The organism is Leifsonia sp. Root112D2 (assembly GCF_001424905.1).
GTDB lineage: Bacteria > Actinomycetota > Actinomycetes > Actinomycetales > Microbacteriaceae > Root112D2.
The window spans coordinates 2884696-2910517 of sequence record NZ_LMCU01000001.1; the positions used below are offsets into that span (position 1 = coordinate 2884696).

Annotated in this window: 26 protein-coding genes and 1 tRNA gene; 21 read left to right on the forward strand and 6 right to left on the reverse strand. The window is 62.9% G+C overall.

Annotated features, from left to right (window positions below; genetic code table 11):
* Positions 1-3: 3 nt before the first annotated feature.
* Positions 4-1437 (reverse strand): MFS transporter, encoded by a 1434-nt coding sequence (locus tag ASC63_RS13490; RefSeq protein WP_082487611.1) that lies wholly within the window; start codon positions 1435-1437, stop codon positions 4-6.
* 18 nt (positions 1438-1455) lie between these two features.
* Between ASC63_RS13490 and ASC63_RS13495 the strand changes: the two genes are divergently transcribed.
* Entirely contained in the window at positions 1456-2379 is a 924-nt protein-coding gene (locus tag ASC63_RS13495; protein ID WP_082487613.1) for a helix-turn-helix transcriptional regulator, read from the forward strand.
* A 336-nt stretch (positions 2380-2715) separates the two neighbouring features.
* On the forward strand, positions 2716-3309 hold the full coding sequence (locus ASC63_RS13500; RefSeq protein ID WP_055814332.1) for a hypothetical protein: 594 nt from the start codon (positions 2716-2718) through the stop codon (positions 3307-3309).
* A 472-nt stretch (positions 3310-3781) separates the two neighbouring features.
* Here ASC63_RS13500 and ASC63_RS16340 read toward each other — a convergent pair whose 3' ends face one another.
* Positions 3782-3961 carry a hypothetical protein gene (locus ASC63_RS16340; RefSeq protein WP_157487677.1) on the reverse strand — a complete coding sequence of 60 codons (180 nt, stop codon included), beginning with the start codon at positions 3959-3961 and terminating at the stop codon, positions 3782-3784.
* Between the two features lie 173 nt (positions 3962-4134).
* Between ASC63_RS16340 and ASC63_RS13505 the strand changes: the two genes are divergently transcribed.
* The 3 genes from ASC63_RS13505 (at position 4135) to ASC63_RS13515 (ending at position 7659) form a co-directional block, all read left to right on the forward strand.
* The gene (locus ASC63_RS13505; protein ID WP_055814335.1) at positions 4135-5940 is read left to right on the forward strand and encodes an alpha/beta fold hydrolase; all 1806 of its coding nucleotides are present in this window, start codon (positions 4135-4137) and stop codon (positions 5938-5940) included.
* Positions 5941-6095: 155 nt separating this feature from the next.
* On the forward strand, positions 6096-6431 hold the full coding sequence (locus ASC63_RS13510; RefSeq protein WP_082487615.1) for a helix-turn-helix transcriptional regulator: 336 nt from the start codon (positions 6096-6098) through the stop codon (positions 6429-6431).
* Positions 6432-6474: 43 nt separating this feature from the next.
* Complete coding sequence (locus tag ASC63_RS13515) at positions 6475-7659, forward strand: type II toxin-antitoxin system HipA family toxin (protein WP_235492251.1); 1185 nt, start codon at positions 6475-6477, stop codon at positions 7657-7659.
* Between the two features lie 168 nt (positions 7660-7827).
* Here ASC63_RS13515 and ASC63_RS13520 read toward each other — a convergent pair whose 3' ends face one another.
* A complete protein-coding gene (locus ASC63_RS13520; protein WP_055815568.1) occupies positions 7828-8529 on the reverse strand; it encodes a DUF6994 family protein in 702 nt (233 codons plus the stop codon).
* A 140-nt stretch (positions 8530-8669) separates the two neighbouring features.
* On the opposite strand from ASC63_RS13520, the gene ASC63_RS13530 reads away from it, so the two are divergent.
* The 4 genes from ASC63_RS13530 to ASC63_RS16350 all read left to right on the forward strand — a co-directional run bounded on the left by ASC63_RS13530 (position 8670) and on the right by ASC63_RS16350 (position 12262).
* A protein-coding gene (locus tag ASC63_RS13530) for an IS3 family transposase (RefSeq protein WP_157487678.1) occupies positions 8670-9907 on the forward strand; the annotation gives its coding sequence in 2 pieces (ribosomal slippage) (positions 8670-8955 and positions 8955-9907; 1239 coding nt in all).
* A 138-nt stretch (positions 9908-10045) separates the two neighbouring features.
* On the forward strand, positions 10046-10666 hold the full coding sequence (locus ASC63_RS16345; RefSeq protein ID WP_200936873.1) for an ATP-binding protein: 621 nt from the start codon (positions 10046-10048) through the stop codon (positions 10664-10666).
* A gap of 8 nt (positions 10667-10674) precedes the next feature.
* A complete protein-coding gene (locus ASC63_RS13535; RefSeq protein ID WP_055814350.1) occupies positions 10675-10896 on the forward strand; it encodes a KTSC domain-containing protein in 222 nt (73 codons plus the stop codon).
* A 1180-nt stretch (positions 10897-12076) separates the two neighbouring features.
* Complete coding sequence (locus ASC63_RS16350; protein ID WP_157487679.1) at positions 12077-12262, forward strand: hypothetical protein; 186 nt, start codon at positions 12077-12079, stop codon at positions 12260-12262.
* A gap of 286 nt (positions 12263-12548) precedes the next feature.
* On the opposite strand, the gene ASC63_RS13545 is transcribed toward ASC63_RS16350, so the two are convergent.
* On the reverse strand, positions 12549-13010 hold the full coding sequence (locus tag ASC63_RS13545) for a DUF1643 domain-containing protein (RefSeq protein WP_055814356.1): 462 nt from the start codon (positions 13008-13010) through the stop codon (positions 12549-12551).
* 31 nt (positions 13011-13041) lie between these two features.
* Here ASC63_RS13545 and ASC63_RS13550 point away from each other — a divergent pair, with 31 nt between their 5' ends.
* From ASC63_RS13550 to ASC63_RS16140, 5 genes are all read left to right on the forward strand, one after another.
* Positions 13042-13272: a hypothetical protein gene (locus ASC63_RS13550; RefSeq protein ID WP_055814359.1), complete on the forward strand. Its 231-nt coding sequence runs from the start codon at positions 13042-13044 to the stop codon at positions 13270-13272.
* A gap of 664 nt (positions 13273-13936) precedes the next feature.
* Positions 13937-14794: a hypothetical protein gene (locus ASC63_RS13555; RefSeq protein ID WP_157487680.1), complete on the forward strand. Its 858-nt coding sequence runs from the start codon at positions 13937-13939 to the stop codon at positions 14792-14794.
* Between the two features lie 275 nt (positions 14795-15069).
* Entirely contained in the window at positions 15070-16326 is a 1257-nt protein-coding gene (locus tag ASC63_RS13560) for a hypothetical protein (protein WP_055814365.1), read from the forward strand.
* A 133-nt stretch (positions 16327-16459) separates the two neighbouring features.
* Positions 16460-16675 carry a hypothetical protein gene (locus ASC63_RS16415; protein ID WP_055814367.1) on the forward strand — a complete coding sequence of 72 codons (216 nt, stop codon included), beginning with the start codon at positions 16460-16462 and terminating at the stop codon, positions 16673-16675.
* Positions 16651-17514 carry an HNH endonuclease gene (locus ASC63_RS16140; protein WP_162242902.1) on the forward strand — a complete coding sequence of 288 codons (864 nt, stop codon included), beginning with the start codon at positions 16651-16653 and terminating at the stop codon, positions 17512-17514. The genes ASC63_RS16415 and ASC63_RS16140 overlap by 25 nt, the downstream gene beginning before the upstream one ends.
* A gap of 208 nt (positions 17515-17722) precedes the next feature.
* On the opposite strand, the gene ASC63_RS13575 is transcribed toward ASC63_RS16140, so the two are convergent.
* Positions 17723-17807: transfer RNA gene (locus tag ASC63_RS13575), tRNA-Leu, on the reverse strand.
* Positions 17808-17929: 122 nt separating this feature from the next.
* Here ASC63_RS13575 and ASC63_RS13580 point away from each other — a divergent pair.
* From ASC63_RS13580 to ASC63_RS13595, 4 genes are all read left to right on the forward strand, one after another.
* On the forward strand, positions 17930-19261 hold the full coding sequence (locus ASC63_RS13580; RefSeq protein WP_055814373.1) for a M20/M25/M40 family metallo-hydrolase: 1332 nt from the start codon (positions 17930-17932) through the stop codon (positions 19259-19261).
* A 46-nt stretch (positions 19262-19307) separates the two neighbouring features.
* Positions 19308-20138 carry an undecaprenyl-diphosphate phosphatase gene (locus ASC63_RS13585; RefSeq protein WP_055814377.1) on the forward strand — a complete coding sequence of 277 codons (831 nt, stop codon included), beginning with the start codon at positions 19308-19310 and terminating at the stop codon, positions 20136-20138.
* Positions 20139-20147: 9 nt separating this feature from the next.
* Positions 20148-21404, forward strand: a complete 1257-nt coding sequence (mshC, locus tag ASC63_RS13590) for a cysteine--1-D-myo-inosityl 2-amino-2-deoxy-alpha-D-glucopyranoside ligase (RefSeq protein ID WP_055814380.1) — start codon at positions 20148-20150, stop codon at positions 21402-21404.
* Between the two features lie 108 nt (positions 21405-21512).
* On the forward strand, positions 21513-21923 hold the full coding sequence (locus tag ASC63_RS13595) for a hypothetical protein (RefSeq protein WP_055815571.1): 411 nt from the start codon (positions 21513-21515) through the stop codon (positions 21921-21923).
* On the opposite strand, the gene ASC63_RS13600 is transcribed toward ASC63_RS13595, so the two are convergent.
* Positions 21920-22828: a PAC2 family protein gene (locus ASC63_RS13600; protein WP_055815574.1), complete on the reverse strand. Its 909-nt coding sequence runs from the start codon at positions 22826-22828 to the stop codon at positions 21920-21922. The genes ASC63_RS13595 and ASC63_RS13600 overlap by 4 nt on opposite strands.
* Positions 22829-23010: 182 nt before the next feature.
* On the opposite strand from ASC63_RS13600, the gene ASC63_RS13605 reads away from it, so the two are divergent.
* From ASC63_RS13605 to ASC63_RS13615, 3 genes are all read left to right on the forward strand, one after another.
* On the forward strand, positions 23011-23745 hold the full coding sequence (locus ASC63_RS13605; protein WP_268765159.1) for an HAD family hydrolase: 735 nt from the start codon (positions 23011-23013) through the stop codon (positions 23743-23745).
* Positions 23742-24785 (forward strand): tRNA (adenine-N1)-methyltransferase, encoded by a 1044-nt coding sequence (locus tag ASC63_RS13610; protein WP_055814384.1) that lies wholly within the window; start codon positions 23742-23744, stop codon positions 24783-24785. The genes ASC63_RS13605 and ASC63_RS13610 overlap by 4 nt, the downstream gene beginning before the upstream one ends.
* 66 nt (positions 24786-24851) lie before the next feature.
* Positions 24852-25790, forward strand: coding sequence for an FKBP-type peptidyl-prolyl cis-trans isomerase (locus ASC63_RS13615; protein WP_055814387.1), 939 nt, complete (start codon positions 24852-24854; stop codon positions 25788-25790).
* Positions 25791-25822 lie beyond the last annotated feature (32 nt).

Below are 25822 nucleotides of genomic sequence, written 5' to 3' on the forward strand. Positions count from 1 at the left end.
CGCTCAGCCGTTCGGCAACGCCCGCCCCAGCACGGCGAGTCCGAACGTCAGCACCACCATCACGCCGCCGACAACAGCGACCCCAAGCACCGTTCCCCCGGATGATCCGGCGGCCAGCGCCGTGAACACCGACCCCAGCGCTGCTACGCCGAGCGCCAGGGCGGTCTGTTGCACCGTGACGAGAACTCCTCCTCCAACGCCGGCTGACGACGCCGGCACCTGCGACAGCACCAGCCGAAAGAGCGATCCGACGCCGAGCGCCTGGCCGACCCCGATGACGACCAGCGCGAGCATCACGAGCACGACAGGTCCCCACGCGATGGATGGGGCGGGCCCGCCCAGCGCACCCCACCAGGCGACGACGACAGCCACGGCACCGGCCAGGCCAGCTCCCTCGAGCACCAGTCCCGTGATGAGTACACGCTTGCCGAACCGCTCCACAAGCCGTGGTACCTGAAACGAGGTGATGAAGTATGCCACGCACACGGGCGTGATCGCGAGCCCGGCCGCAAGAGAAGACAGCCCGAGCCCGTTCTGTGCAACCAGGGCGAAGACGAACATGAATGCACCGAACACGCCGAAGAACACCGCGAGCACCGGCAGACCTCGACGCATCGATGGTGCCCCAAGCACGAGTGAAAGCGGCAGCAGGGGAGTGACGCCGCGGCCGGCGGCGGCCCGCGACCAGACAGCGAACAGCACAGCGGAGCACCCGAACAGGACGAGCGACGCGAACGTCCACCACGGCCATCCAAGCGCCGGCCCCTGCGTGAGCGGCACGAGCAGCAGCGCAAGCGCCAGCCCGAGCAATACAGTGCCACGCACATCCACGCCGACCCGCTTCGACGATCGCGAGGCAGGCACGCTGAATCGCACCAGCACGAGTGCAAGCAGCCCAACGGGCACGTTCACCAGAAAGATCGACCGCCACCCGAGCCCCGACACGAGCACCCCACCAAGCAACTGTCCGAAGGCCGACGCAAGCCCTCCCGCCGCAGCGTAGCTCGCGATGGCACGGCCGCGCGCCGCACCGGTCAGCGTGCTCTGGAATGTCGCGAGTGTCTGCGGGGTCATCAGCGCCGCAGCCGTGCCCTGCAGCACCCGCGCGGCGATCAGCACAGGCAGTGTGGGAGCGAGTCCGGCCAGTAGCGATGCCGCGATGAACGAGGCGAGTCCGATCACGAACAGTCGCCGTCGCCCGTACTCGTCGCCGAGCCGACCCCCGAGCACCAGGAACACCGCATACGCGATGCCGTACCCGGCGACGATGAGTTCGAGTGAGCCTCCGGATGCCCCGAGCGAGCGTTGGATCGTCGGCAGGGCGACGTTCGTGATGAAGAAGTCCAACCCGGCCAGGAACGGCCCGGCAAGCATCACGAGCACGCCGAGCCGTGAAAGGGGCTGGACGCGCATTGGGCTGTCCGTAACTGTGGTCATGGAGCTATAGTCGAACACATGGCAACCGGGTACCAAGAGCGTGTTTATGCTAGTACTGATGCCACCTCTCAGGCGCTGAACGGGCAGGAACCGAGCGGACAGTCATCGGCATCCGCGAGCCCCGCAGCCAGGCAGCGCCGCTCCGAACTCGCCGAGTTCCTGCGCACCAGGCGCGCGCGGATCACGCCAGACGACGTCGGCCTGCCGTCCGGCGGGCGGCGGCGAACACCGGGGCTGCGCCGCGAGGAGGTCGCTGGTCTCGCGGGCGTTGGCGTCACCTGGTACACGTGGCTCGAGCAGGGCCGCCACATCCGCGCGTCTGAGCAGGTTCTGGAGGCGGTGGCCCGCACGCTGCGCCTCGACCGCCACGAACGCGCGTACCTCTTTACGCTCGCCGGGTCTGCCCCGCCGACCGCCGTGCAGGAGCATGCGGTTAGCGCCGCGACGCTGCGCGTGCTCGACGCGGTCGACCCGTGGCCGGCATCCGTGCAAAATGCGAAATTCGATGTTCTCGCCTACAACCGCGGCTACGCAAGGCTCATCGGCGACCTCGATGCACTGCCGCCGATGGAGCGCAACAGTCTGTGGCTCACCTTCACCGATCCTGATTGGCGCCGCGCCATCGTGGAGTGGGAATCCCTCGCCCGCCGCTCGGTAAGCCGCCTCCGCGCGCAGTGGCCGTCGCACGCCAGCGACCCCTCGTGGCAGTCGCTCGTGAACAGGCTCGTGGCGGCCTCGCCGGACTTTGCCCGCATGTGGCAGTCCCACGACGTTTCAGAGGCGGTACCGGAGTTCAAACAGATCCTCAACCCCGAGGTCGGCCTGATGCGGTTCGACATCTCGACGACCTGGCTCGCCCCGCGTATCGGAGCGCGGCTCGTGGTGCTGACGCCCTCCGACGAGCGGACCCGTGAACGATTCGCCTTACTCGTGCGCGACTGAAACGGTTTCTGCCGGCCGATCGCATGCCTCGACGCAGGCCAGCCGGCGCATCCGTGAAATGCAACAGGCCGGATCTTTCGATCCGGCCTGTTCACTGTCTCAACCAGTGTGAGTGGTTCGGGAAATCCACTTTGGCCCGGAAACACTTGGGTTTTTTCCAAGGCTCCACGTGCCGTTCCAGGCAGGAACCCCCCAGATTCCACCCTGCCCCTTGCCGCCCAATGATTTCGCTGGATTCTCGACGCCCGGCTCGCTACTCGTCGGCAAGGCTCAGTGAGGCAACGAGGGAGCCGGAGCGCGCGTATTCGTCGGCGCACGCAACGATAGAGTCGGCAAATGGCTGAGAATCCGTGGTATCAGACGCTCCGATCCAAGTGGAAGCCCGCGAAGGTCCGGCTCCTGCTTATCGGCGAGTCAGCACCGGCCGATCACGGCGATCCGGCGAACCGACGATTCTTCTACTCAGAACCTCTTTCGCATGCCGATAACCTCTTCAGATCCGTCGTCGCCGCGCTCTACGACAGCGGAAAGCTGACCAAGGGCGATTCAAAACAACCATGGCTCGACCGGCTGCGAACCGACGGCGTTTATCTCATCGATTTAGCGCCAGAGCCCGTGAACGCACTCTCCGGCGCGGCCAGACGCTCGGTACTGAGAGCCAGCGTTGACGACTGCGTCAAGCGTGCTACCGAACTGCAGCCTGAAGGCATCATCATCTGCCATGGACCAAGCTTCGCGCTTCTCGAAAGCCCCTTGAGAACCGCACGCCTTCCGCTTCTCCACGACGCCCCTATTCCGTTCCCGCTCGGCAATACGCGGGCCCAGTTCATCGAGGATGTTCGTTCGGCCATCGCAAAGACAAGGCTGAAAGGACTGCCTCCGGTATTTTCCAAAAGCCGTAGCGATGGCTTCGATACTGTTGCCCAGTGACGATAAGGAAAGATCTCGACGAGCGGTTGGCCGAGCAAATCGACTGGATCTACGCATCGGCTGAGCGTTTCGACGCAGGAATCACATCCGAGGCAAAACGGATCGCCACCGTAATCAGAACACTCGTCCACAACACCGGCGCCTCTATTTCACTCCTGCACCAACTCGGCATACAGGAGTCGATGACCTGGTATTCCATGATCGAGCCTGTCCCCGCCGAGTCCCGACCTGGAAGACCTCGTCCTCCAGACAGTCAATTTCGATGGAGGCGCGCACATCGACCCGAGACTGCCGGATGCATACAAAAGTCTCAGCCGCGACGGCGGTCTGCACCCGCTGAGGATCAACAGCGCCGGGAGCACCTACCCAGATTCCTCCAGCCCCGTGCCCGCCGCAATCAGGACCATCGCTCTCGAACTCGTGCAATCCATCAGAGCCGTGGGATCGTGACTCGGGCACTGCAGTCTGTTAGCTAGTTGTTGAACAGCTCCCGAAACCGGGCATTAACCGCAACAACTTGCGGCTCGGTGAGCAGCCAGCGAGTCCGGTGAGGCCCGAGCTTGCCATATTCCGCCCGAAGAAAATCACGGATTCGCTTCTGTGAGACGCCCAGTTCTCGAGACAAATCTGCAGGCGTCACCGGATCATTCATGCGATCAGCGTATGGGATCGCGGGCGGTCCTGAGCAGATGTCGGCTCGAACTGCGAAGGTGCCTATGCCTCCTACCGTGCAAATTGTTTTGCGTTGGATCGCTATCCTTACCGAGAAGCCTCTGGGCATTCAGCCTTGGATGCCCAAGGGGCTGCGAGAAATGGAGTTTTCACTTGTCGAATGAACCGATCTTGCTGTTCTTGCATGGTGTTGGAGACGGCGACCAGGATGACAACTGGAAGATACATTTCGCAGAGGCCCTGACACGGCTGGGATACCCCGATCTGGACACAGTGCGAGTCATAGCGCCCAAGTACGCACACGCGCTGAAGGGCTGGGATGACAAAGAGCTGCTGCCGAGCGTGACGATCAAGCAGCTTGGCCGGGAGGCGGCCAAGAAGAATCGCCGAGACTTCGAACGGCGTATGGCGGCCATCGAGTTCAGACTCGGACGTCATGATCCCGGCAATGGCCAGCCGGGTGGTGACGCGCTCATCGGCGCGGCCGTCGGGCTTCCGTTCTTCAAGCAAGCGCACAACTACCTCAGGAATCCTCAGATTCGCGCGCAAGTTCTGAACCGTATCCTCGCGAAGCTGCCCGAGTCAGGGAGGCTCGTGATCGTCGGCCATAGCCTAGGCTCTGTGATCGCCGCTGACCTTGTGCGTCGCCTGCCGGTTGGCCTCGAGGTTGCCGGCCTGGTGACCATTGGGAGCCCCTTGGCGAACGGAAGCTTCGACGTCGACAAACTACGGGAGACGTTGAAAGAACCGCCAACGAACCTGGCATGGTGGGTGAACTTCTGGAATGCCTCCGATCCCGTGGCCGCCCACCGGGGGTTGTCCTCTGTCTTCCCTTGGATGATCGATTTTCGGATTGACACGAAGACGGTGGTGCTCAAGGCTCACGCTGCGGTGGAATACCTCAACGATGAGGCCGTTGCCGCGGCCATCGGCTTCGCGCTGTTCGGGTCCAGATCGAAGGAGCTTGCGCGTATCGACAACGGTGTCGACATCTCGTTGGATACCGCGGAACGTCTCACCCTTCTGGCATTGCGGTACGCATACCTGATCAAGTTGAAGCTGGAGGGCGACCAACAGGATCGTTTCGCGGGCGCGCTTCGACAGGTGCAAGCGACTGCCGTTGACGACATCAGGAGACGGAATGCCAGCGATCACAGAGGGATGCCGTCGGCGGTTGCGCGCCTCGCGTTCGACCTCTCCGATCCGCAAGCTACTGTGCCCGAGCCGCTCCCGAGCAGCTATTTCGCGAAGGACGAGGCCGTAGTCCCGTTGACGATCCTCGCGGTAGAGAACCTCATTCGACCATTCGAAATCTTGATCCCGAAGAACAAGCGGCAGGATGCCATGGAGGATCTCACCGCTGAGATGGGATTGGGAAGCCAGTACGGTGCCGATGTGTTTGCCGCCGCCAAAGATGCGCAGGAGGCGCTGAGCGGCGGCCGCGGAGTGAACTGGGTTAAGTGGGTCGCACTTGGTGCCGGTGCGGCCGCGATTGTCGTGGCGACCGGCGGCCTGGCCCTCGCGGCTGCTCCCGGTCTCGTCGGAGCCGCAGTGATCACCAGCGCGCTGGCGAGCTTTGGGCCTGGCGGAATGATCGGCGGCCTGCTGATGGCGGGAACCCTCGTCACCGCGGGCGGCGGCGGCATCGCGCTCGGCCTTGCCGGTCCCGGAACCACCGCTGAAACGCTCGAAGCTGTTGTCGTCCGCCAGTTGGCTGCCGAAATTCTACGGGAACGTCAACACCTTGAGCCCGACCCGGCCGTATGGCGAAACTTGGTTGAGACCGAGATCGAGGTCCGACGTGAACATGAGCGGCTCGACGAGTTCTCGGACGAATCGGCAGGGTCGCTTAAGGAATTGAAGCGGAAGATCGATGCCATCGAGCGCGCGCTGAAGTATCTGAGAGACAACGGCCTCGAGCCAGGCGTCCCGCCCAGTACTTTCGACGAGACGGATTGAAGCACGGTCGCGCGGTGGCGCAATCATCAAACTATCGATAGTTCATAAGGAATGAACGGGGCTGCTGTCAACTTTGTTGAAGTCGCGCTGCCTCAAGAATTCTGTAGTAAATTACAGCTATCGCGCGAGTAGCTGTAGAATACTACGCATAGGAGGTGGTAGTTGTGGTGCGGAAAGCGCAGTCTCTCTCGCCGTGGACGATAGATGCTCTGCGTGTTCTTGGGCGTCAGATTTCATCGGAGCGTCGCCTGCGTCAGTGGACCCAAGAAAGTCTCGCAGAGCGCGCCGGCATCAGCTCTAAGACACTCATCGGAATCGAAAAAGGCGCACCTGGCGCTGCGATCGGCACCGTGTTCGAACTCGCGTCGCTGCTTGGCATCCCCTTGGTCGGTGCCGCCGAACCGACGGCACGCCAAGTAGTCGACACTCGCTTTGCGCTGCTCCCGACCCGTGTCCACGCTCGCGAGAGGGAAGACGACGATGACTTCTGACACTGCATACGTCTGGGTGTGGCTTCCGGAGGAGAGCGAACCGGTGGTCGCCGGACGCCTGCGCGAAGAAGGCACGACACACGCATTCACCTACGGTGCCTCCTATCTGCGCCGAGACAACGCGGTTGCGCTCTACCTGCCCGAACTGCCGCTGCAACGTGGAGTCCAACGGCCGGACCCGAGCTGGGAGGCGCATGGCTGCATCCTCGATGCCGGGCCCGACTATTGGGGCCGCCGCGTCATCCTCGCCAAGCACTTCGGGCGGCTCACCGCGCAAAGCGACACCGATGACCTGACACTGCTCACGTACCTGCTCGAGTCCGGTTCCGACCGGATCGGGGCACTCGACTTCCAAGAATCCGCCACCGAATACCTGCCACGAACTTTCGAGCACCAGGCGTCCCTTGCGGAGCTTTTGACGGCCGCGGACCGGATCCAGTCCGGGGAAGCACTCTCACCCGTCCTGACCGAGGCGATGCTGCGCGGAACCTCCATCGGTGGCGCACGCCCGAAAGCACTGATCGAGGACGGCGAGCGCAAACTGATCGCGAAGTTCTCGAGCACAACCGACAATTACCCGGTCGTGCAGGCTGAGGCCATTGCGATGGACCTCGCCGCGAGCGCAGGTCTGAACGTCGCGCCTACCCAGATGGTCCGGGTAGGCGACCGAGATGTCCTGCTCGTGGAACGGTTCGATAGGCCGCCGGGTGGAACCCGACGGATGATGGTCTCCGCTCTGACAATGCTGCACATGACCCCGATGAACGGTCGATACGCTACCTACCCGGACCTGGCCGACATCATCAGAGCCCGTTTCGAGGAGCCGGATAAGACCTTGCACGAACTGTTCAGCAGGATCGTGTTCAACGTCATCGCGGGCAACACCGACGACCACGCGCGAAACCATGCCGCGTTCTGGGATGGGCGCTCACTGGCCCTGACACCGGCGTACGACGTGTGCCCGCAACCGCGCTCGTTTGGTGAAGCCAACCAGGCGATGGCCATCGACCGTGACGGCGATCGTCGCTCTCGCCTCCAGGTGTGCGAGAACGCTGCCGAGATCTACCACCTGACACGGGGGCGGGCGCGTGAAACTATCGACCGGCTGGTGGCTGTCGTGGAAAGCGGATGGGATGCCGCCGCGGACCGCGTCGGCATGGACGGCCGAGACCGTGAACGCTTACGCGGTGGGGCAGTGCTGAACCCGTCAATCTTCTACACGGATTGAGTGAGCGATGGGACTGCTATCGGTTTGATTGCCTAGGTAAGCGGGACTGCTATTAGTTTGGTTGACTCCGATGCTGTGAGGATTTCGGCTTTTACGCGAGCTAGTGGTCGTTTTGGTAGACCTGCGGTATCCGACGATGTGTTCCAACAATTCCCAAGTGCGTGAAGGCTAACTGAATGAAGCGGCGATGCGGTGGTTCCGCGCCACGACGAAACTCGTGACCTCTTTCCTATAGCTTTGGTATTCCTCCACCGTGGCCGGAAGCGTCGGAGTGGAAAAGTCCTCGAAAGGCAAAAAGAAATTCACGACGCCGTCGCTGCGGATAAGGTCCTCCAGCAAGAAGAAATTCACGTAGCCTTCGAAATCGCCGAAGAGTGAAAAGAACCCCTGGTACAGCGCCAGAGTGGCAGCGAGAGGACTGCTCTCACCGACGTAGTGGCGTCGGATGCATTCGAGAGTTAAGTCAATTCGATCGTCGATTTTGCGACTTCGCCCGCGCGCCATGTTGATAGTTTGGCCACCATCCACCGGGTTGCTCGGGAAGACGAGATATCCGCCAATGGTGCTGCCGATGTCGTTGAAGTCGTCCAAGTCAGCCTGAGGGATCTGTTTGATGAGTTCTTCGGTCCGGAACCAGTAGTCGAAGGGGTGCACGATCGAGTCGCTCGACAGCTCGAACTCGCCCAGCGCCGACTCGTGGTGAAGATAGACCCCGGGTGTGGTCGTATCCAAGGTGAATTCGGCGCCGTTCGGGAGTGGCTTACTCCAGAGCAACTGGTGGTAGCGCCTCAGCGTCGCGCTGTGCCTATCCGGATCCTTGCCACCGGAGTCTGACCTCACATCAAGGCTGATATCGATTCGTTTAGTCATAATCGTCAATCTACAGACGAGGGCCGACATAAGTGCTGTTATCAGCGCCCTTCGAGGAAGCCCGCAAATCAGGAGCCAACCAAACCGACAGCTGAATCGGCCTGACTTTCGTTCCGTTCTTCTAGTAAGGATGGAACACGATGAACAGAAGATATTCCCCGGAGATGCGTGAGCGGGCGCTCAGGATGCTCGCGGAGTCCCGGCCCGACCACCCGACGACGATGAGCGCGATCCGTCACGTTGCCGGGATGCTGGGAATGAGTCCGGAGACGCTGCGGCTATGGCAGCGGCGTTATGAAGTCGACGCTGGTGTGAAACCTGGGGTCACGACTGAGGCGGCTGCGGAGATCAAGCGGCTGCAGAAAGAGGTCTCGGAGTTGCGGAAGGCGAACGAGATACTCAGGGCTGCGAGCATCTTTTTCGCGAAGGAGCTCGACCGCCCCTCGACGAGATGATCCGGTTCATCACTGAGCACCGGGATCGTTTCGGGGTCGAGCTCATCTGCCAGGTCTTGCGACCGGCAGTGAGAGGATTCCTGACCTCGCGCGGCTATCGCTCCGCGGTGGGCAGGGCGCCGTCCGCGCGGCAGCTGCGCGATGAACTGCTCGTGCCAGAGGTCGCGCGCCTGCATGCGGACAACTACGGCGTCTATGGGCGCCGGAAGATGCACGCGCTGATGCTGCGGCAAGGCTGGGCGATCGGCCGCGATCAGACCGAGCGCCTCATGCGGGAGGCCGGTGTTCGCGGGGTGCGCAAGTCGAAGCGGGTCTTCACGACGAAGTCCGATCCGACGCTGCAACGACCGACGGATCTCGTCAAGCGTCGATTCACCGCCGATGGCCCCCGCCGGCTCTGGGTCTGCGATGTGACCTATGTCGCGACATGGTCCGGGTTCGCTTACGTCGCGTTCGTCACCGATGTCTACTCGCGTCGCATTGTCGGCTGGAACGTCGCCGCGACACTGCGGGCCGAGATCCTACCCATGCAGGCTCTCGATATGGCCGCGTGGGACGCGGGCGGAGACCTCACAGGGGTGACGCATCACTCCGACCATGGCTCGAACTATATGGCGATGGTCTACACCGACCGGATCGTCGAACTCGGCGCGGTCCCCTCCACCGGAACTGTCGGCGACAGCTATGACAATGCGATGGCAGAGGCCGTCAACAATCTCTACAAGACGGAGCTGATCCGCCAGCGCGGCCCCTGGCGGACGGTCGAGCAAGTCGAACTCGCCACCCTCGAATACGTGTGGTGGTGGAACAACCAGCGACTCCACGGAGAGCTCGACATGCGAACCCCGATCGAGGTCGAGAATGCATACTACGCTGACAAAGAATCCGCCCAACCGGCACCCGCTGGACAAGGCTCCCGATAGGAACGAAAGTCAGGCCGATTCAACCCACTATTTGGAGTTCACGGGAGTGTGCCGGAACTGTTGCGTCTTGGGTTGATTGACCCTCATCTCGCTTTCATGCGCGAACCTGCGGGCACAGCAGAAGGACCGGACCCTCTGGTGAGCGCCATTGACTCTTGGATAGGTGCAACGAAACCAGTGTCAGTCCTGGACTTCAATGGAGTTCCCGACGTCGCCGCAGAGTTGGCCATAGGCGTGATCCTCAAGCTCCTTTTTGATGTGGCAATACGCACCCCAAGCGGAGTCGACGGCATCGGCCGACCAAGCCCTGTTCTAATCGTCCTTGAAGAGGCTCATCGGTACCTCGGCGATCAGGCCGCTCCAATTGCGCGAGATGCGGCCAACCGGATCGCTCGAGAAGGACGCAAGTACGGCATGGGTCTCATGCTGGTCACTCAGCGCCCCTCAGATCTACCCGACACAGCACTGGCGCAATGCGGAACAATCATTGCGCTGCGCCTCAGCAACAGTTCGGACCAGAGCAAGATCCGGACCGCTCTTCCCGACAGCGTCGCGGGCCTCGCAGAAACGCTTCCTTCGCTAAGGACGGGCGAGGCGATCATCAGCGGAGAGGCTCTTGTCCTTCCAACCCGGGCCCTTCTAACCCGTCCAGAACCGCTTCCGCTGGCCGAAGATCCTTCTCTCGACTCCTGGCGATCAGGAACGGGATCGAGAGATGTACGGCCGGCACTTGCCAAATGGCGCGGTATCTACGAATAGGAGACAGAATGAATTTGGAATGGCGCCCCGTTGAATCGAGCCGGATCGCGGCCGAGGCGTACGACGCAGCAGCCGAGACCATCTACGTCGAGTTCCCAAAGAATTCGGTCCAGTGGTGGTACGCAGCCTGCCCGCCGGATGTGTGGGAGCAGTTCACGTCTCCTGGCCAATCGAGGGGCCAGTTCATCCATCAGGTTTTAGATGCAAAGCCGAACGGTCGCTTTGCTTGAAATCAAAGTCGCGCCCTCCCTCCTTCTTCAACCAGCAGGGGCGTTCAACCTGAAAATTTGTACCCGATTGATCATTTCGCTCGACCGACCATCAAGCCCGACTCTCCGTCAATGAGTCCCCCCTGTCCCTCGCTATAAGAGTGTCTCGAAATCCATGGGTTGCGAGACTTCGAAAGTCAGTTCAGCAATACTTCGCAAGGGCACCCAAGCGCGAATTCTTTGCGGCGGGACAAACGCGACTTCCGGTTCGCTGAACGCCACGAGTAGCCACGACCGCGGGGAAGCACCCGCAGGAGCTCCGGCGAACGCAATTAGTGCTACGTCAACACGATGGCGCGAGAGAATTGACGCATGAGCGATCTCTGCATCCACGGGATGTTGTCTGGAAGCTGTTCCGAGTGCACCCCACGCATGTAACCAGCAGTCCTTGACACGCCTGTCTTGGTCTCTCCACAGCACATGGGGCACCTCGAGGGGTGCGAGCACAAGGGCGACGACCCGGACTACGCCCAATGGGGAACCTGTACCACCCCAGGTGCGTGGCGGAAGCTGGTCAATGGGAGACCCATCACTGCCAACGGCGGCCATATCCTCGGTCTGGTCGCCAACTCGGCGTGTCGCTCCTGCATTGAACGAGCTCTGACGTAACGGCCACGTATGCCTCGACACCGTCTGGATAACGGCTGTTGGTCCATCAAAGCAACGCGATATCGGATACCTACACACGCGCAGGTGACTCCCTAAGCGGCTCTAACGGCACGCCAATATTCATTGGTGTCCCCGTGGGGCGCGCTAGCCGCCGGGGCTCCGCAGGTCGTCGATCGGAGAGGCCCTGTGACGTCTACTGGCTTCCATGATTCTGAGGAAGAGGTGCCGGCCCTCTCGTGTTCGCAGGATTACCGGTGGAGCGCCGGTTGCACGTTTGGCGGGTGCCCACACGACATAGCAGTGAGTGCGAAGCCAAGGGATGAAAGGCCTCTGCCAGTTGACGTCCATGACGAAGCCTCGGTCTGAGCGAACTCCCAACCGCACCTCATTTTCCCTTGGCTCGTCCACGACCTCCACTTGGTCCATGTCATCGATGTGGAGCAAGAATTGTGCGTCGGGATACAGTGCGCTGGTGAGTCCGATCCCTTCGTGCTCGTCTCCGTCTCCGGACCAAGCGACTTCGGCTTCGTCAATGGATGCCCAACTCATACGCAACGATCGGATGGGGGTCATTCCCTTGCGTAGTCGAATCTTTACCATCGCGTCGTTTATGGAGACGGACGGGGTGATCTCGATTCGCGGTCTCGTCATGAACGCCGAGAACAGTCCGAATGCAGTCACGATTGCTGCGATGAGCGTCACGACATCCGCGGCATGACCGATTGCATCCAAGATCACGAATATTCCCTCCCGCGGCCGGACCGATCAGCCACCCAATCGTAGCGGCACCGTTCCGATGTCCAGCTGGCCGTTGCCGCTATGGTCGGCCGGTGCGGACTCGTCGCCGCAGACGGATCGGCTTACGAACGGTCAACATCCCGTTGCGACGTAATGCTCGCAAACTCTTGGCCTCGGCCCATTCTCGACTCGCCCGGAGAACGGCCTTAGTCTTTGCCGGATTACGAGGCGCAGGTCACAAATGGCGAGACACCTGCTTCGCGCAGTTACGGCATCCACTCGATCAGTGGCGCATCGGCAGGCACGTAAAGCGGATGCCGGGGGTGCCCATCCTTTGTGACGCCGAACGCGTGAAGTCGCGGGAGCAACGCCAGCGCCCGGGCCACGCGAGCCGCGTCGGCGTTCGTGCCCCACCCCGCGACGACGGTGCCGGTAACGTCGGCGAGCACGCGATCGTTATCCGGCCCCACCGGGTCGGTCGCGGCCATCATCACTTTCGGATCCTTGGTGCGGAACGCGTACAGGTTGAGAATCACCATGCCGCCGTACCCTTCGCGCTTCGCGAAACCGACGCACCGCCGCAGTGTCGGATCGAGTTGCGCTGCGTCGGCGGTGCTCGGGTTGAGCAGCACGAACGTGATCATCGGCAGCGCCGGATCCCATACGCGGGTCAGCGTGTAACGGTACTCACCACGAATATCTGCGGTGGCAGAAATGAACTCCGACATCAGGCCTCCTCCGACCAGATCATATTGTCATATGGCGACATCGGGTCAGGTGCTGAGCCGACACTGCTCGAAGCCCAGGGCAACCGCGGCGACGCTGGTCGGCCCCACCTTGGGCATCGGCCCCACCTGCCTCGCCGAAGCTCTTGGCCGCCACAAAGTCGTCTCGCGCGATCCCGAGTCACCGATCAAGTACGTGATGGTGCTCGATTCTGCTGGCAGCGGCGTGAGCCGCCCCGTGAGAGTGGCGGCATTGGGAGTTTGAGTATCGAACTACGGTGTTGAAGTCATGCCGCCGGCGGGCTAATTCCCCGGCATCGTCGGGCCGGAGCTCGCGGCGGCCCGGCTCGCGACAGACGCTCGAAATGAGCGGAGTCGGAACTCTGTGGGGGACAACGCCACTTCCTGCCCGCCCAAGGATCGAGATGCGGTCACCGTTCGGGTGATCGTCCGACTATCGATTACCAGCTCCCGCCCGACCGACTCCTGCACGACGATTCAAAAAGCCATGCACTCCGGAAACCGGGACCAGCCTCAGACCGCCGTACGAGCTGCTGTGGTTCGGTGGGTGGTGAGCTTCGTGTGCGCCTTGCTCCGCGAGTCCGCCGCATCGGCGTAGGGGCCTCTGCCATTCTGCTGAGAGGAAGCAGAAGGGGATGCCCATGATCCATGCGGCGCTGGCAGTGATCGCGGTCGTTCAAGCTCGCAACGAAAGCTCCGGTTCAGGTAGTCCCGGCGGCTCAGTAGGTGACTTCGATCCCACCGCATGGATAGCGCTCATTCTCTCGATCGTTGGCATCCTGGTCACGGTCGTTCTCCGGTACCTCGACGGGCCTCGCGTGCGGGTTCGCGTCCGACCGGTCCTGTTCAACGTAGGGCTCGTCGGCCACACGGTCACCTATCACGGTGGACAGTGGCCGATTCCCGCCATGAGCGAGGCAGGGGCGTTGAAGAAGCCCGATCCGGGCGAGGTGATCGAGCTCGCGGAAATCGTCATCGAGAACACCGGTCGGAACCCGATGACCGTATACGAGATTGGGTTCCGGTGGTTCGGCAAGAAGAAGAGAGACCAGTGGTGGCAGCGGCGAGTTCGCCATTCGAGTGTCCCGACCCCAATCCGTCCACCGAATCAAGAGGGACCGTTCTACGCCGATGGTGACCAGTTTCGGCTGGAGCCCAACGATGTTGTATCTGTCCTGGTGAACTACTGGGACCTCGTTCGCTCGCACCGGCCGAGCCCAATGGGGGTCATCGAACTCCGAGCAGCCGTGCGGGTAGCTGGGCGGCGTCGAGTCAAGCTGTCCACACGGAAGACGCGGTGGCGCATCACTGACGATGCCGTCACATCAGTCGGCACGAGCAAGACGCTGCCCTTGCGCTCCGTCATAACGAAGTCCGTCGGGCTATCGCTGCTGTACTCCAAGAGTAAAACGCTGGGGGACGTCTACTTCCTCTCGCGGTCGCTCGAGGCGGCGCTTGAGGGCACATGGTCTGACGATTGGAAGACGAACCACGAACGCCTTCGCCACTTCCAGAAGGACTCCAACGTACACTTCATGGTCTACGAGCAGGATCAGATGACCGCATCGATGCTCATGTTCGCGCTCCACGGCGCTATCGACGACTACAAGGACGTCATCGACTGGGCCGACATCGCCCAGCCAGGCGTGCACAAGATGTTCTTCGCGGAGGCGCGAGCGGAGGAAATGACGAAGGCTATCGCGGTCGAAGCACGGGACCTCAAGGCGACCTCAGAGGGGTCGGCTGAGCCCGTTGACGAGGGCTGAGATCCCGCGGTTCTTCCCCATCCAGAAATTCCCCGGTGGAAAGAGGCACAACTGCAGGTTGCGCGAACGCAACCCAGCTCTCATCCGAAGCAAGGCCGACGGAAAGTTTGCTCGTCGAGCACGCGTGGACATCCTCTACTAGCCGCACCGCGACGGGACACGGTCACGTTGACTAGGGATTCCACTAGATCCTGATTCGGTCGTCCTGCACCTCCGAGAGGAGCAAACTGTGGTCGGCGATATGGTGACACGTACAGTTCACAAAGGAGACCCATTTGACAACCCGCGAGGAAATAGACGCGTTCAAACAGCATCGCCTATGGGCTCTGACTGCGCAAACTATCCGTGGCTTAGGCGACGCGAAGGGTCGATCGAGCACGGACCGCGAAACGATCGCTCGAACGCTCGCGATTACTAAATACGTCAATGGCTGCCGCTCGATCGAGGCATATCTGTTCCCAGCCGACCGCGAAGCCCAGGCCAACAACATCGCGGGGCAAGTTGACGTCATCGCGAGCCAGCTTGCGGGCTGGGATCAAGACGCTGCGATGCTTCCACCCACGGTGGCCAGTCTCGATAGCGCGAGCGATCAAATCCTCGCATACATCACCCAATACACTTGGCCAACTGTGCTCGGGCGTAGCGCTAACGTCCGGGTGCTCGCTGAGATCGCAGAAAGTTACCGGGAAGCGGCCGAACAGTCATTGCAGGCGGTCGAGGACGGCGCCGCGACAGTTCAAGGGCGATTTACAGAAATTGAGGCCGAGGCCTCAGCGCTTATTGCTGAGGCGGAAACTCGCGGGAAGGAAGCAGCAGCGTCGTTGGCCTCGATCGCAGAGACCCAAGCAGCTCAAGCAGAGAACGCTCAGGGGCAACTCCAGCAGGTTTTGAAGAAGGTGCAAGGTGCAGCGGAGGGCGCTCAGACCGATATCAGAGCCGTCGCTGAGAACGACCGTGAACACATGAAAGCCGAAGCAGAAAATCTTCTTGCCGGTCTTCGCGAGAACCATGAAACGGGCAATGAACTGGTGAGGAAAGTCGCAGACCAATCCGTTGGTGGCGGGTATCTGGAATTCGCGAAATCCGAGAAGATGGCATCGACCCGATGGAATGTCATAGGGATCGTTGCCGTTGTCGCCGCATTCATCTACCTCGCGCTCGTCTTTTGGTCCCAACAAGCAACTACCGTTGAGTCATCAATACTGAAACTCGGTATTTCGTTATCTGTCGTTGGTTTTTCGGCATACGCGTTCCGAGAAGGTGGCAAACGTCAACGCCAATCACTCGAAGCTCGCTACCGAGCCCTTGATGTTCTCGCGATGCCTCCGTTCAGCAAGGACCTTACCGAAGAACAACAACAGCGGCTTCGGTTCATCATGGGGGAGCGGCTATTCGCTTCTTCGGCCGAAAGAGCCTTGTCCGGAAAATCTCATGTTCGGGATACTGCGACTCCGGGAATTGCTGGATTCGATGAGGCGACAATCGCATCGGCAATTGAACTAGTCCGAGCAGCAGCCAAACCGAGCACCTGACGATCAGATCTCAGACGCGTCGCCGATCCCGCACTGTCCGCAGTCGGTTTACGCTGCCTCTGGCATGCCCTCCGGTTTGGTTACCGACCGCGCGACCATGTGCGCTGTCGGTGCCGAACGATAAAGTTTGCTCATGATTTGGTTTGACCAGTTCTGGGCGGCAAACGGCGACACAGTCATCGCCGGGATCCTGATCGCGATCGGCAGTTCCGTCGCAGCATGGTTGCTCGTGCGCGCCTGGCGGGCCGTGGCGACCATTCTGGGCGCGATTTTCCGCCTTCTTTACTGGTTACTTATCGGCTGGTGGATGTCCAAGCTCCGCCGATGGGTGACGGGATCACCGTGGTAGCGAGCCCGAAGGTAAAAGCCGACGACGATGGTTCAGAGGAGTTCCATCGCCTTCGTCGCAGCGTGCTTCTACCCGACACCTCTGCATATCCGCTTGGACGGGCATACATAGCGGACCATTGTGCGAACTGCTTGAACCCGCTGCCCGACGGGAATGAAGGCCTCTACTGCTCAGACTGGTGCAAAGAGACTGCCGGCACAGTCCGCTATCTGCGCGGCGCAAACCGTGACGGCCGTATCGACCAGCCTGACGTCAAAGAGGCCATCGGCATTCGCCTGGCCTTCATCATGGCTGGAAGCTACAGCGCTCTCGGGCGAAACCTGAGTCCAACCACGCGCGCCAAAGTCAAAGATCGAGACGGTGGAATGTGCCAGTCCTGTGGAAAACCGGGGTCCGAGATCGACCATATCTCGGGCAGCTCAGATGAACCGACGAACCTGCAGCTGCTTTGCAACGAATGCCACCGGGCGAAGACGATGAAGAACATGATTCCCGCGCCCGACGAGGAGAAGGCATTGATAGCGGCGCTGTTCATCGAGCGCATCGTCCCTGACGTCCCCGTGCTCCTTGCCGATGACGAGGCGGAGTGGCAACGCGCTTGGAGCGCGCTCAAGAAGGAACGTCGACAGCGTCTTAGGGACGAAATCGAGTCGATGGGGATCAACCTGGCGGGGCTGAAGACTCGGGCAGAGTGGATCGTGAAACGGGACGCCGTCCTAAGCGAGCGTGCCCAAGGTCAGCCAGCACCTTCAGAGAGCCTCAGCGCGTCGGACGGGTTCAACTGGGACATCGGTAAGGACACGTTTCTCGAACACCTGTTAAACAGGTCAACGCGCTAGCAAGATTCTCCGCCGCTCGTTCTGCGAGGGCCAGCAGATCGCAGTAACGCTCGAGAATGCGCTGCGCTCGTTAGGCGGCGATCAAGGCAGCGCTCGCCTCCAATTCGACAGCGCGCTGAAGATGTCTTCATCGCCTCTAAAGCGAACTCACGATTAAACGCAACAGGCCGGATCTTTCGATCCGGCCTGTTCACTGTCTCAACCAGTGTGTCCGAAGGGGGACTTGAACCCCCACGCCCTATACGGGCACTAGCACCTCAAGCTAGCGCGTCTGCCATTTCCGCCATCCGGACAAGGTGCATGGCTGCTGACGAATCAGCCGCCGACGTAAGACCTTAGCACGAAAATCGACCCCACTTTGTGGCCCGCCGCCGCCCGCTTGGACGACCGGCATCGCGCGGGTAGCGTTGAGCGCATGAGCCTCGCATCCGACAGCGCCGAAGAAGAAAAAACCGGCGGGCTCGAGGCGACGGCGGCGATAGCGCGCGACCTGATTCGCTTCGACACGAGCAATTACGGCGAGGGCAAGGCCAACGGCGAGACGGATGCCGCCGAGTACGTCGCGACGCACCTTCAGCGCCTCGGCCTCACCACCCAGCTCTTCGACTCCGATCCCGGCCGCACGAGCGTCGTCACGCGCGTCGAGGGCGCCGACAGCTCCAAGCCCGCGCTCGTCGTGCACGGGCATTTGGACGTAGTACCGGCCGACCCGCGCAACTGGAGCGTCGACCCCTTCGCCGGTGAGATCAAAGACGGCATGCTCTGGGGTCGTGGCGCCGTTGACATGAAGAACATGGACGCCATGATTCTTACCGCGCTTGGCGACATTCTCGGTGCGGGCAAGCAGCCCGCGCGCGACCTTGTCGTCGCCTTCTTCGCCGACGAGGAAGACGGCGGCCGGCGCGGCTCGCACCACCTCGTGAAGAACCACCCCGAGCTGTTCACCGGCGCCACCGAGGCCATCAGCGAGGTGGGCGGCTACTCGATAGATCTCGACGGCAAACGCGCCTACCTCGTGCAGACGGGGGAGAAGGCCCTCGTCTGGATCAAGCTCATCGCCCGCGGCAACGCCGCGCACGGCTCGAGACTCATCCGCGACAACGCGATCACCCGGCTCGCCGAGGCCGTCGCCGCGATCGGCCGCCGCGAGTGGCCCGTGCAGCTCACCGACACCACGACGCAGTTGCTCGCCGAACTCGCACGCCTGCTCGACGTTGACCCGCAGCGCGTGGGGCCAGACGAGCTGGTGCTGAAGACGGGCACGGCATCCGGATTCATTCTGGCTACGCTGCACACCACGACGAACCCCACCATGCTCACGGCCGGGTACAAGCACAACGTGATTCCGGATACCGCCGAGGCTCTCATTGACATTCGCACGCTGCCCGGCGAAGAGGATGCGGTGCTCGCCGAGGTGCGCTCCATCGTGGGCGACGACATCGAAATCGAGATCATGCACCGCGATATCGGCCTCGAATCCGCGTTCTCCGGCCCGCTGATCGAGACGATCATTTCGACGCTCGGCACGCACGACCCCGGCGCGCCCGTGCTTCCGTACCTCATGTCTGGTGGCACCGACAACAAGGCTCTGAGCCTGCTCGACATCACCGGCTACGGATTCGCCCCGCTCAAGCTTGCGCCCGAGCTCGACTTTCCCGGAATGTTCCATGGCGTTGACGAGCGCGTGCCCCTGGAAGCGTTAGTCTTTGGCAGGAAAGTTCTGGGCGATCTGCTTCTGAACTACTGACCGCTGAGCTCCTGAAAATCGGGCGCGCACGGTCCGAGAGGGAACCATGGACTTCGTTAACGCGCTCATCCTCGGCCTCGTGCAGGGGCTCACCGAGTTTCTCCCCGTCTCCTCGAGCGCGCACATCCGCATCGTGGGAGAGCTGCTCGGTCTGGGCGGCGACCCGGGCGCACGCTTCACCGCCATCATCCAGCTCGGCACCGAGGCCGCCGTGGTCGTGTTCTTCTGGCGTGACATCGTGCGCATCGTCAAGGCGTGGTTTCTCGCCCTCTTCGGTCGTATTCCCCGCAACGATCCGGATGCCCGCATGGGCTGGCTGATCATCATCGGCAGCATTCCCATCGTTGTGCTGGGCCTGCTGTTCCAGACCGCCATCGAGACGACCTTCCGCTCGCTGTGGATCATCGCGGCAACGCTCATCATCTTCGGCATCATCCTGGGGCTGGCGGATGCCCTCGGCAGCAGTAAGCGCCAGCTGAAAGACCTCACGTGGGGCCACGGCATCATCTATGGCATCGCACAGGCCTTCGCGCTCATTCCCGGAGTTTCCCGCTCGGGCGGCACCATCACCGCCGGGCGCATCCTGGGCTACGACCGGGCCACCGCCGCGCGATACTCCTTTCTGCTGGCCATTCCTGCGGTGTTCGGCAGTGGACTCTACGAGCTGTACAAGTCGATCAAGTCGCCGGCACCCGAGATCTTCAACCCCATCGAGATTGTCGCGGCAACAATCGTGGCCTTCGTGGTCGGGCTCGTGGTGATAGGCCTGTTCCTGCGGTACATCTCGCACCGCAGCTTCCTGCCGTTCGTGCTGTACCGCATCGCACTCGGCATCGTCATCATCGTGCTGATCCTGACGGGTGTTCTCAACGCCTAAGCTGAAGAGGTGAGAGCGTGGATTCGACCCGAGATACCAGCGTTACCGGGCCACTCGAATCCGCCCCGCATCTTCGACACGGCATCGCAGCAACTCGTCGAGGCAGCGCCCGACGACGTCGCGCGCCTGTACGTGTGTGGAATCACGCCGTATGACGCGACCCACCTCGGCCACGCGAACACGTATCTGACATACGACCTGCTGCAGCGCGTGTGGCTGGATGCCGGCTATCGCGTGCACTACGCGCAGAACATCACCGACATCGACGACCCGCTGCTCGAGCGTGCCATCGCGACGGGCGTTGACTGGCGTGAGCTGGCCGACGAGCAGATCGAGCTGTTCCGCCAGGACATGGCCTGCCTGTCGATTCTGCCTCCCGACGACTACGTCGCCGTCACCGAAATGATCACCGAGATCGCCGAGGCCGTGTGCATTCTGCTCGATCGCGGCATCGCCTATCGGGTGCCCACCCCGGATGCGGCAGGCGACGACATCTACTTCGACAACCGGGCAGCCGAGCGCGCCGCGCCCTGGCGCCTCGGAGAGGAGAGCAATCTCGATTCCGCGACGATGCTGCAGTTCTTCGCCGAGCGCGGGGGAGACCCCGACCGCGAGGGCAAGCGCGACGCGCTCGACCCGCTGCTGTGGCGCGCATCGCGCGACGGCGAGCCGTTCTGGCCATCACGCGTAGGCGAGGGACGGCCGGGCTGGCACATCGAATGCTCGGTCATCGCCCTCAAACACCTGGGACTGGATTTCACGGTGCAGGGGGGCGGCTCCGATCTGGTGTTTCCGCACCATGAACTCAGCGCGGGGCACGCTGCCGCGCTGAGCGGGCATCCGCTGGCACGCGTATACAGCCACGCGGGAATGATCGCCTACCAGGGCGAAAAGATGAGCAAATCGCTCGGCAATCTCGTGAAGGTCTCCGAGCTGCGCGCGGCGGGGGTCGACCCGCGCGTCATCAGACTTGCCCTGCTCGGTCACCACTACCGTTCGGACTGGGAGTGGACGGATGCCGACCTCGCCGCGGCGACCGCGCGCCTCGCCGCCTGGCAGGACCCCGCTGCCCTCACCCCCGCGGATGCCTCACACGCCCTCTCTGCCGCCGGAGTGCTCGCCGAGCTGCGTGACGCCCTGGCCGACGATCTCGATGCCCCGACCGCGCTGGCGGTCGTCGACAATGCTCTCTCACACGGCGTGGATGATCCCGCCCTCGCGGTTGCGGCGGTGGACGCCCTGCTCGGCGTGCGCCTGCGAAACTGACCTCCGTTTGGGTGCGGAAAAAAGCAAGCAGGATCAGAGAAGTACGCTTCTGTGGCTCCGCTTACAGTGGGTGCCATAGAGCACATCGCAAGCCACAGGGAGCAGACCATGAGCACCACGTTCAGCACAGAGGAGAAGGCCGCAATGCGGGCCGCCGCCGCCGAGGCAAAGGCCGCGAAGGCTGGCGCAGACCTGGAGGCGGCCTGCCTCGCCGCAATCGCCGCGATGACCGGCACAGACAAGGAGTTGGCCGAGACCCTGCACCAGCTGGTGGCGAAGCACACGAGTCTGGGGTCGAAGACCTGGTACGGCATGCCGGCCTACACCAACGCCGACGGCAAGGTGGTGGTGTTCTTCCAGAGCGCCGCCAAGTTCAAGGTGCGCTACGCCACCATCGGCTTTCAGCCCGACGCGAAGCTCGACGACGGCAACCTCTGGCCGAATGCCTATGCCGTGACCAAGCTGGGCGCCAACGAGCAGAAGCAGCTGGTGGCGCTGCTGAAGAAGGCGGTCGGCTAGTCCCGGCCGCGCCAGGGCTCGTCGGGGCGGCCGTCCCCACGGCCGTCGTTTCGGCCGTCGCCGCGGCGACGCAGGTAGCGCTCGAATTCCTGGGCGATGGCCTCGCCGCTGGCCTCGGGGGAGTCGACGGTGTCCCTGGCCTGCTCGAGTTGGGCGATGTAGCTCGCCATGTCCTCGTCCTCGGCGGCGAGCGCGTCGATGCCGGCCTCCCAGGCCGCGGCCTCTTCCACGAGCTCTCCGCGAGGAATCGTGACGTCGATCATCTCCTCGAGCTTGTCGATGAGCGCGAGCATCGCCTTCGGTGAGGGGGCATTGTGCACATAGTGCGGCACGGATGCCCAGATCGAGACGGTGGGAATGCCGACGGTTTCGGCGGCATCCGCAACGACACTGAGAATGCCGACGGGGCCCTCATAGCTGCTGCGTTCCAGCATGAGCTCACCGCGCACCTTCGCGTTGTCGCTCGAGGCGAAGACGGAAATCGGTCGGGTATGAGGCACATCGGCGAGCATGGAGCCCAGAAAGACGATGCCCTCCACGTCTGCCGCGAGCGCGACATCCATCAGCTCGGCCGTGAAGTTCTTCCAGCTGCGTGAGGGCTCGGTGCCCAGCAGCAGGTAGATGTTGCCCACGTTGTTCCCGCTCACGCGCAGTTCGGCGTCTGAGGCGAGCTGCGGCGCGGCAACCCCTGGCAGCGTCGGGCCGTAGATGACCGCCGACGGCCAGTCGAGCGTGCGGTGGCCCTCCTCGTCAATGGAGACGGTGGGGCGATTGAACTGGTAGTCGAAATACACCTCGGGGTCGACCTCGGCGATGGGCACAACGTCGAGCACGTCCTTCAGGGTGCGCACCGCCCCGCTGGCAGCCTCACCGGCATCATTCCAGCCCTCGAATGCCACGACCATGAGCTTGCCGGAAAGGAAGCGGCCCTCGTGTGCGCTCGTCTTCTCTGCCACTGTCTGGATACCCCGTTCGTTCGGGCGGCGTTCACCCGCCCATCGCTCCAGAATAGGCCAGCGGATGCCGTGGGCGCTGGGCATACGGCCGTCACGGCTGCGCCCAGAGAGAACGCCTAGACTTGTGCCCCGTGACCACAACGCCTGCCGCCGCCTCCGGCATCCGCCAAGACCAGCTTCCCGCCGCCGTGCTCTTCGACATGGATGGCACCCTCGTCGACACCGAACCGTACTGGATGCAGGCGGAGACCGATCTGGTCGCCGAATTCGGCGGTGTCTGGACCCAGGAAGACTGTCTGAGCGTCGTGGGCGCCGGGCTGTGGACCTCGGCAGAGGCCCTGCGGGCACGCGGCGTCGCGCTGGAGGCGGACGAGATCGTCGACAGACTCACCAATCGCGTGCAGGAGCAGATTGAGACGTTCGGCGCCCCGTGGCGTCCCGGTGCCGTCGAGCTGTTGCGCGAAGTACGTGAACGGGGCATCAAGACCGCCCTGGTGACGATGTCGGTGCGCCGCATGGCCTCCCAGATCGCCGACGCGCTGCCGTTCACGGGCTTCGACCTGCTCGTGACGGGAGACAGCGTCGAGAACCCGAAGCCGCATCCGGAGGCATACCTCACCGCCGCCCGCCTGCTGGGCGTGGAACCGGAGTGCACCGTCGCCATCGAAGACTCCATTCCCGGACTGGCCGCGGCCGTCGCCGCTGGCACCACCGCCATTGCCGTACCGCATATCCTTCAGATTCCTGCCAGTGACGACCATGTGCTCTGGCAGAGCCTCGCAGGGCGCACCGTCGACGACCTGATCGCCGTCTATGCCCAGAGAAACCCGGCCGAGCGCAACCCAGCCGAAAGCACCGCACGATGAGCGATCTGACACGCCCCGTGACGCACCCCGCAATCCCGGCGAACAGCGGGCCGTTCCGCATCGGCGACCGCGTACAGCTCACCGGGCCGAAGGGCAAACTCAACACGATCACGCTCGAGGCGGGCAAGGTCTTCCACACCCACCGCGGTGTGCTCGAACATGACGCGATCATCGGCCTGCCCGACGGCTCCGTCGTGACCAACAATGTGGGTGTCGAGCACCTGGTGCTGCGCCCGCTGCTGCGCGATTTCGTCATGTCGATGCCGCGCGGTGCCGCCATCGTGTATCCGAAGGATGCCGCGCAGATTCTCGCACTGGCCGACGTCTTTCCCGGGGCGACCGTCGTGGAGGCGGGCGTCGGAAGCGGCGCGCTGTCGCTCTGGCTGCTGCGGGCGATAGGTCCGAGCGGAAGGCTGGCCTCTTTCGAGCGGCGGGACGAGTTCGCCGACGTCGCGCGCGCGAACGTGGTCACATTTCTCGGTCACGAGCCGGAGAACTGGAGCGTCACCGTCGGTGACCTCTCCGAGGCGCTTCCCGAGACGGTCGCCGACGGCACGGTCGACCGCGTCGTGCTCGACATGCTCGCCCCCTGGGAGTGCCTCGACGCCTGCATCGGCGCCCTCAAGGCTGGCGGCGTTCTGCTCTGTTATGTGGCCACCGTCACGCAGCTCTCCCGGGTGGCTGAGGCCATCCGGGGCACCGGGCGCTTCACCGAGCCGGCGTCGAACGAGACGATGGTGCGCGGCTGGCACGTCGAAGGACTCGCCGTGCGGCCCGACCATCGCATGATCGGGCACACCGGCTTTCTCATCACCGCGCGCCTGCTCGCGCCGAACACCGTGCTGCCCGAACTCAAACGTCGGCCCTCCAAGAGCGACTACAGCGACGCGGATGTCGAGGCCTGGACCCCGGGCGCCCTCGGCGAGCGCTCCGCAAGTCCCAAGAGCCTGCGCAAACGCGTGCGTGCTGCCCAGGCCGGCGCCGAGCTCTCCCGCGACGCCGAGCTTGCCCGAAACGGCGATGCGCCTGACATCAACTAACATGGATTGCCGGAAGGCTCACCTGCTTTTTATGCATCACACTTCATCGCTTTCGAAAGAGGACCCGTGCGCAGAACTCCAGCACTGTTCGTCGCAGCCGGACTGCTGCTCGTCACCCTCTCGGCGTGCAGCTCGGCCCCGAGTGCCAACTGCGACGACGCAGCGGCGACGGGCGCGGCATCCGATCTGATCTCGGTCAGCGGCAAGGTGGGCGCCACACCGGATGTCTCGTTCCCGACCCCGTTGAAGACCACGAAGACCGACCGCAGCATCCTCACGAAGGGCACGGGCGATCTGCTGCAGACGGGGCAGGCCGTTCGGGCGGACGTCACCATCTACAACGGAGCGACAGGCGAGCTGATGCCGCGCTCCCAGTACGGTGCGCCGGAGGGGACGCTGCCGATCACCATCGGGCAGACCGTAGCGGGCATCTCGAAGGGGCTCGTGTGCGCCCGGGAGGGCTCGCGCATAGCCGTCGCCGTCTCGCCGAAGGACGGCATCAACGACGGCGCCACCTCACTGGTCATCGTGCTCGATGTGCGCAAGGCCTTCCTGCCTCGCGCCGACGGTGCACCGCAGCCGCACCAGGCCGGCATGCCGCAGGTCGTCTTCGCGCCGAACGGCGCGCCCGGCATCACGGTGCCCAAGACAACACCCCCCACGAAGCTGAAGATCGCCGACCTCAAGAAGGGTGACGGCACCGTCGTCAAACGCGGCGACGCGGTGGTGGTGCAGTACACGGGGGTGCTGTGGAAGAACGGAACCGTATTCGATTCCTCGTGGACGAAGAACGGATCCACCACGATGGTCGCCAATGACGCGTCGTCGGGTGCAAGCTCTGGTGGCGTCATCACGGGCTTCGCGGATGCCCTCATCGGGCAGAAGGTCGGCTCCCAGGTCATCGCGGTCATTCCACCCGACAAGGGCTATGGCAAGGAGGGCTCCGGCGCGATTCCGCCGAACGCCACTCTGGTCTTCGTCGCGGACATCCTGGGCATCCAGTAACCGTTCGCACAGACGGCCCGGCAGCCTAGGAT

Coding starts and splice junctions, on each gene's coding strand:
- ASC63_RS13490 (WP_082487611.1), bottom strand. CDS start 1,437: ATGACCACAGTTACGGACAGCCCAATGCGCGTCCAGCCCCTTTCACGG.
- ASC63_RS13495 (WP_082487613.1), top strand. CDS start 1,456: ATGGCAACCGGGTACCAAGAGCGTGTTTATGCTAGTACTGATGCCACC.
- ASC63_RS13500 (WP_055814332.1), top strand. CDS start 2,716: ATGGCTGAGAATCCGTGGTATCAGACGCTCCGATCCAAGTGGAAGCCC.
- ASC63_RS16340 (WP_157487677.1), bottom strand. CDS start 3,961: ATGAATGATCCGGTGACGCCTGCAGATTTGTCTCGAGAACTGGGCGTC.
- ASC63_RS13520 (WP_055815568.1), bottom strand. CDS start 8,529: ATGACTAAACGAATCGATATCAGCCTTGATGTGAGGTCAGACTCCGGT.
- ASC63_RS13535 (WP_055814350.1), top strand. CDS start 10,675: ATGAATTTGGAATGGCGCCCCGTTGAATCGAGCCGGATCGCGGCCGAG.
- ASC63_RS16350 (WP_157487679.1), top strand. CDS start 12,077: ATGGATGCCCAACTCATACGCAACGATCGGATGGGGGTCATTCCCTTG.
- ASC63_RS13545 (WP_055814356.1), bottom strand. CDS start 13,010: ATGTCGGAGTTCATTTCTGCCACCGCAGATATTCGTGGTGAGTACCGT.
- ASC63_RS13550 (WP_055814359.1), top strand. CDS start 13,042: ATGGCGACATCGGGTCAGGTGCTGAGCCGACACTGCTCGAAGCCCAGG.
- ASC63_RS13555 (WP_157487680.1), top strand. CDS start 13,937: ATGAGCGAGGCAGGGGCGTTGAAGAAGCCCGATCCGGGCGAGGTGATC.
- ASC63_RS16415 (WP_055814367.1), top strand. CDS start 16,460: ATGATTTGGTTTGACCAGTTCTGGGCGGCAAACGGCGACACAGTCATC.
- ASC63_RS16140 (WP_162242902.1), top strand. CDS start 16,651: ATGGGTGACGGGATCACCGTGGTAGCGAGCCCGAAGGTAAAAGCCGAC.
- ASC63_RS13580 (WP_055814373.1), top strand. CDS start 17,930: ATGAGCCTCGCATCCGACAGCGCCGAAGAAGAAAAAACCGGCGGGCTC.
- ASC63_RS13585 (WP_055814377.1), top strand. CDS start 19,308: ATGGACTTCGTTAACGCGCTCATCCTCGGCCTCGTGCAGGGGCTCACC.
- ASC63_RS13595 (WP_055815571.1), top strand. CDS start 21,513: ATGAGCACCACGTTCAGCACAGAGGAGAAGGCCGCAATGCGGGCCGCC.
- ASC63_RS13600 (WP_055815574.1), bottom strand. CDS start 22,828: ATGGTCGTGGCATTCGAGGGCTGGAATGATGCCGGTGAGGCTGCCAGC.
- ASC63_RS13610 (WP_055814384.1), top strand. CDS start 23,742: ATGAGCGATCTGACACGCCCCGTGACGCACCCCGCAATCCCGGCGAAC.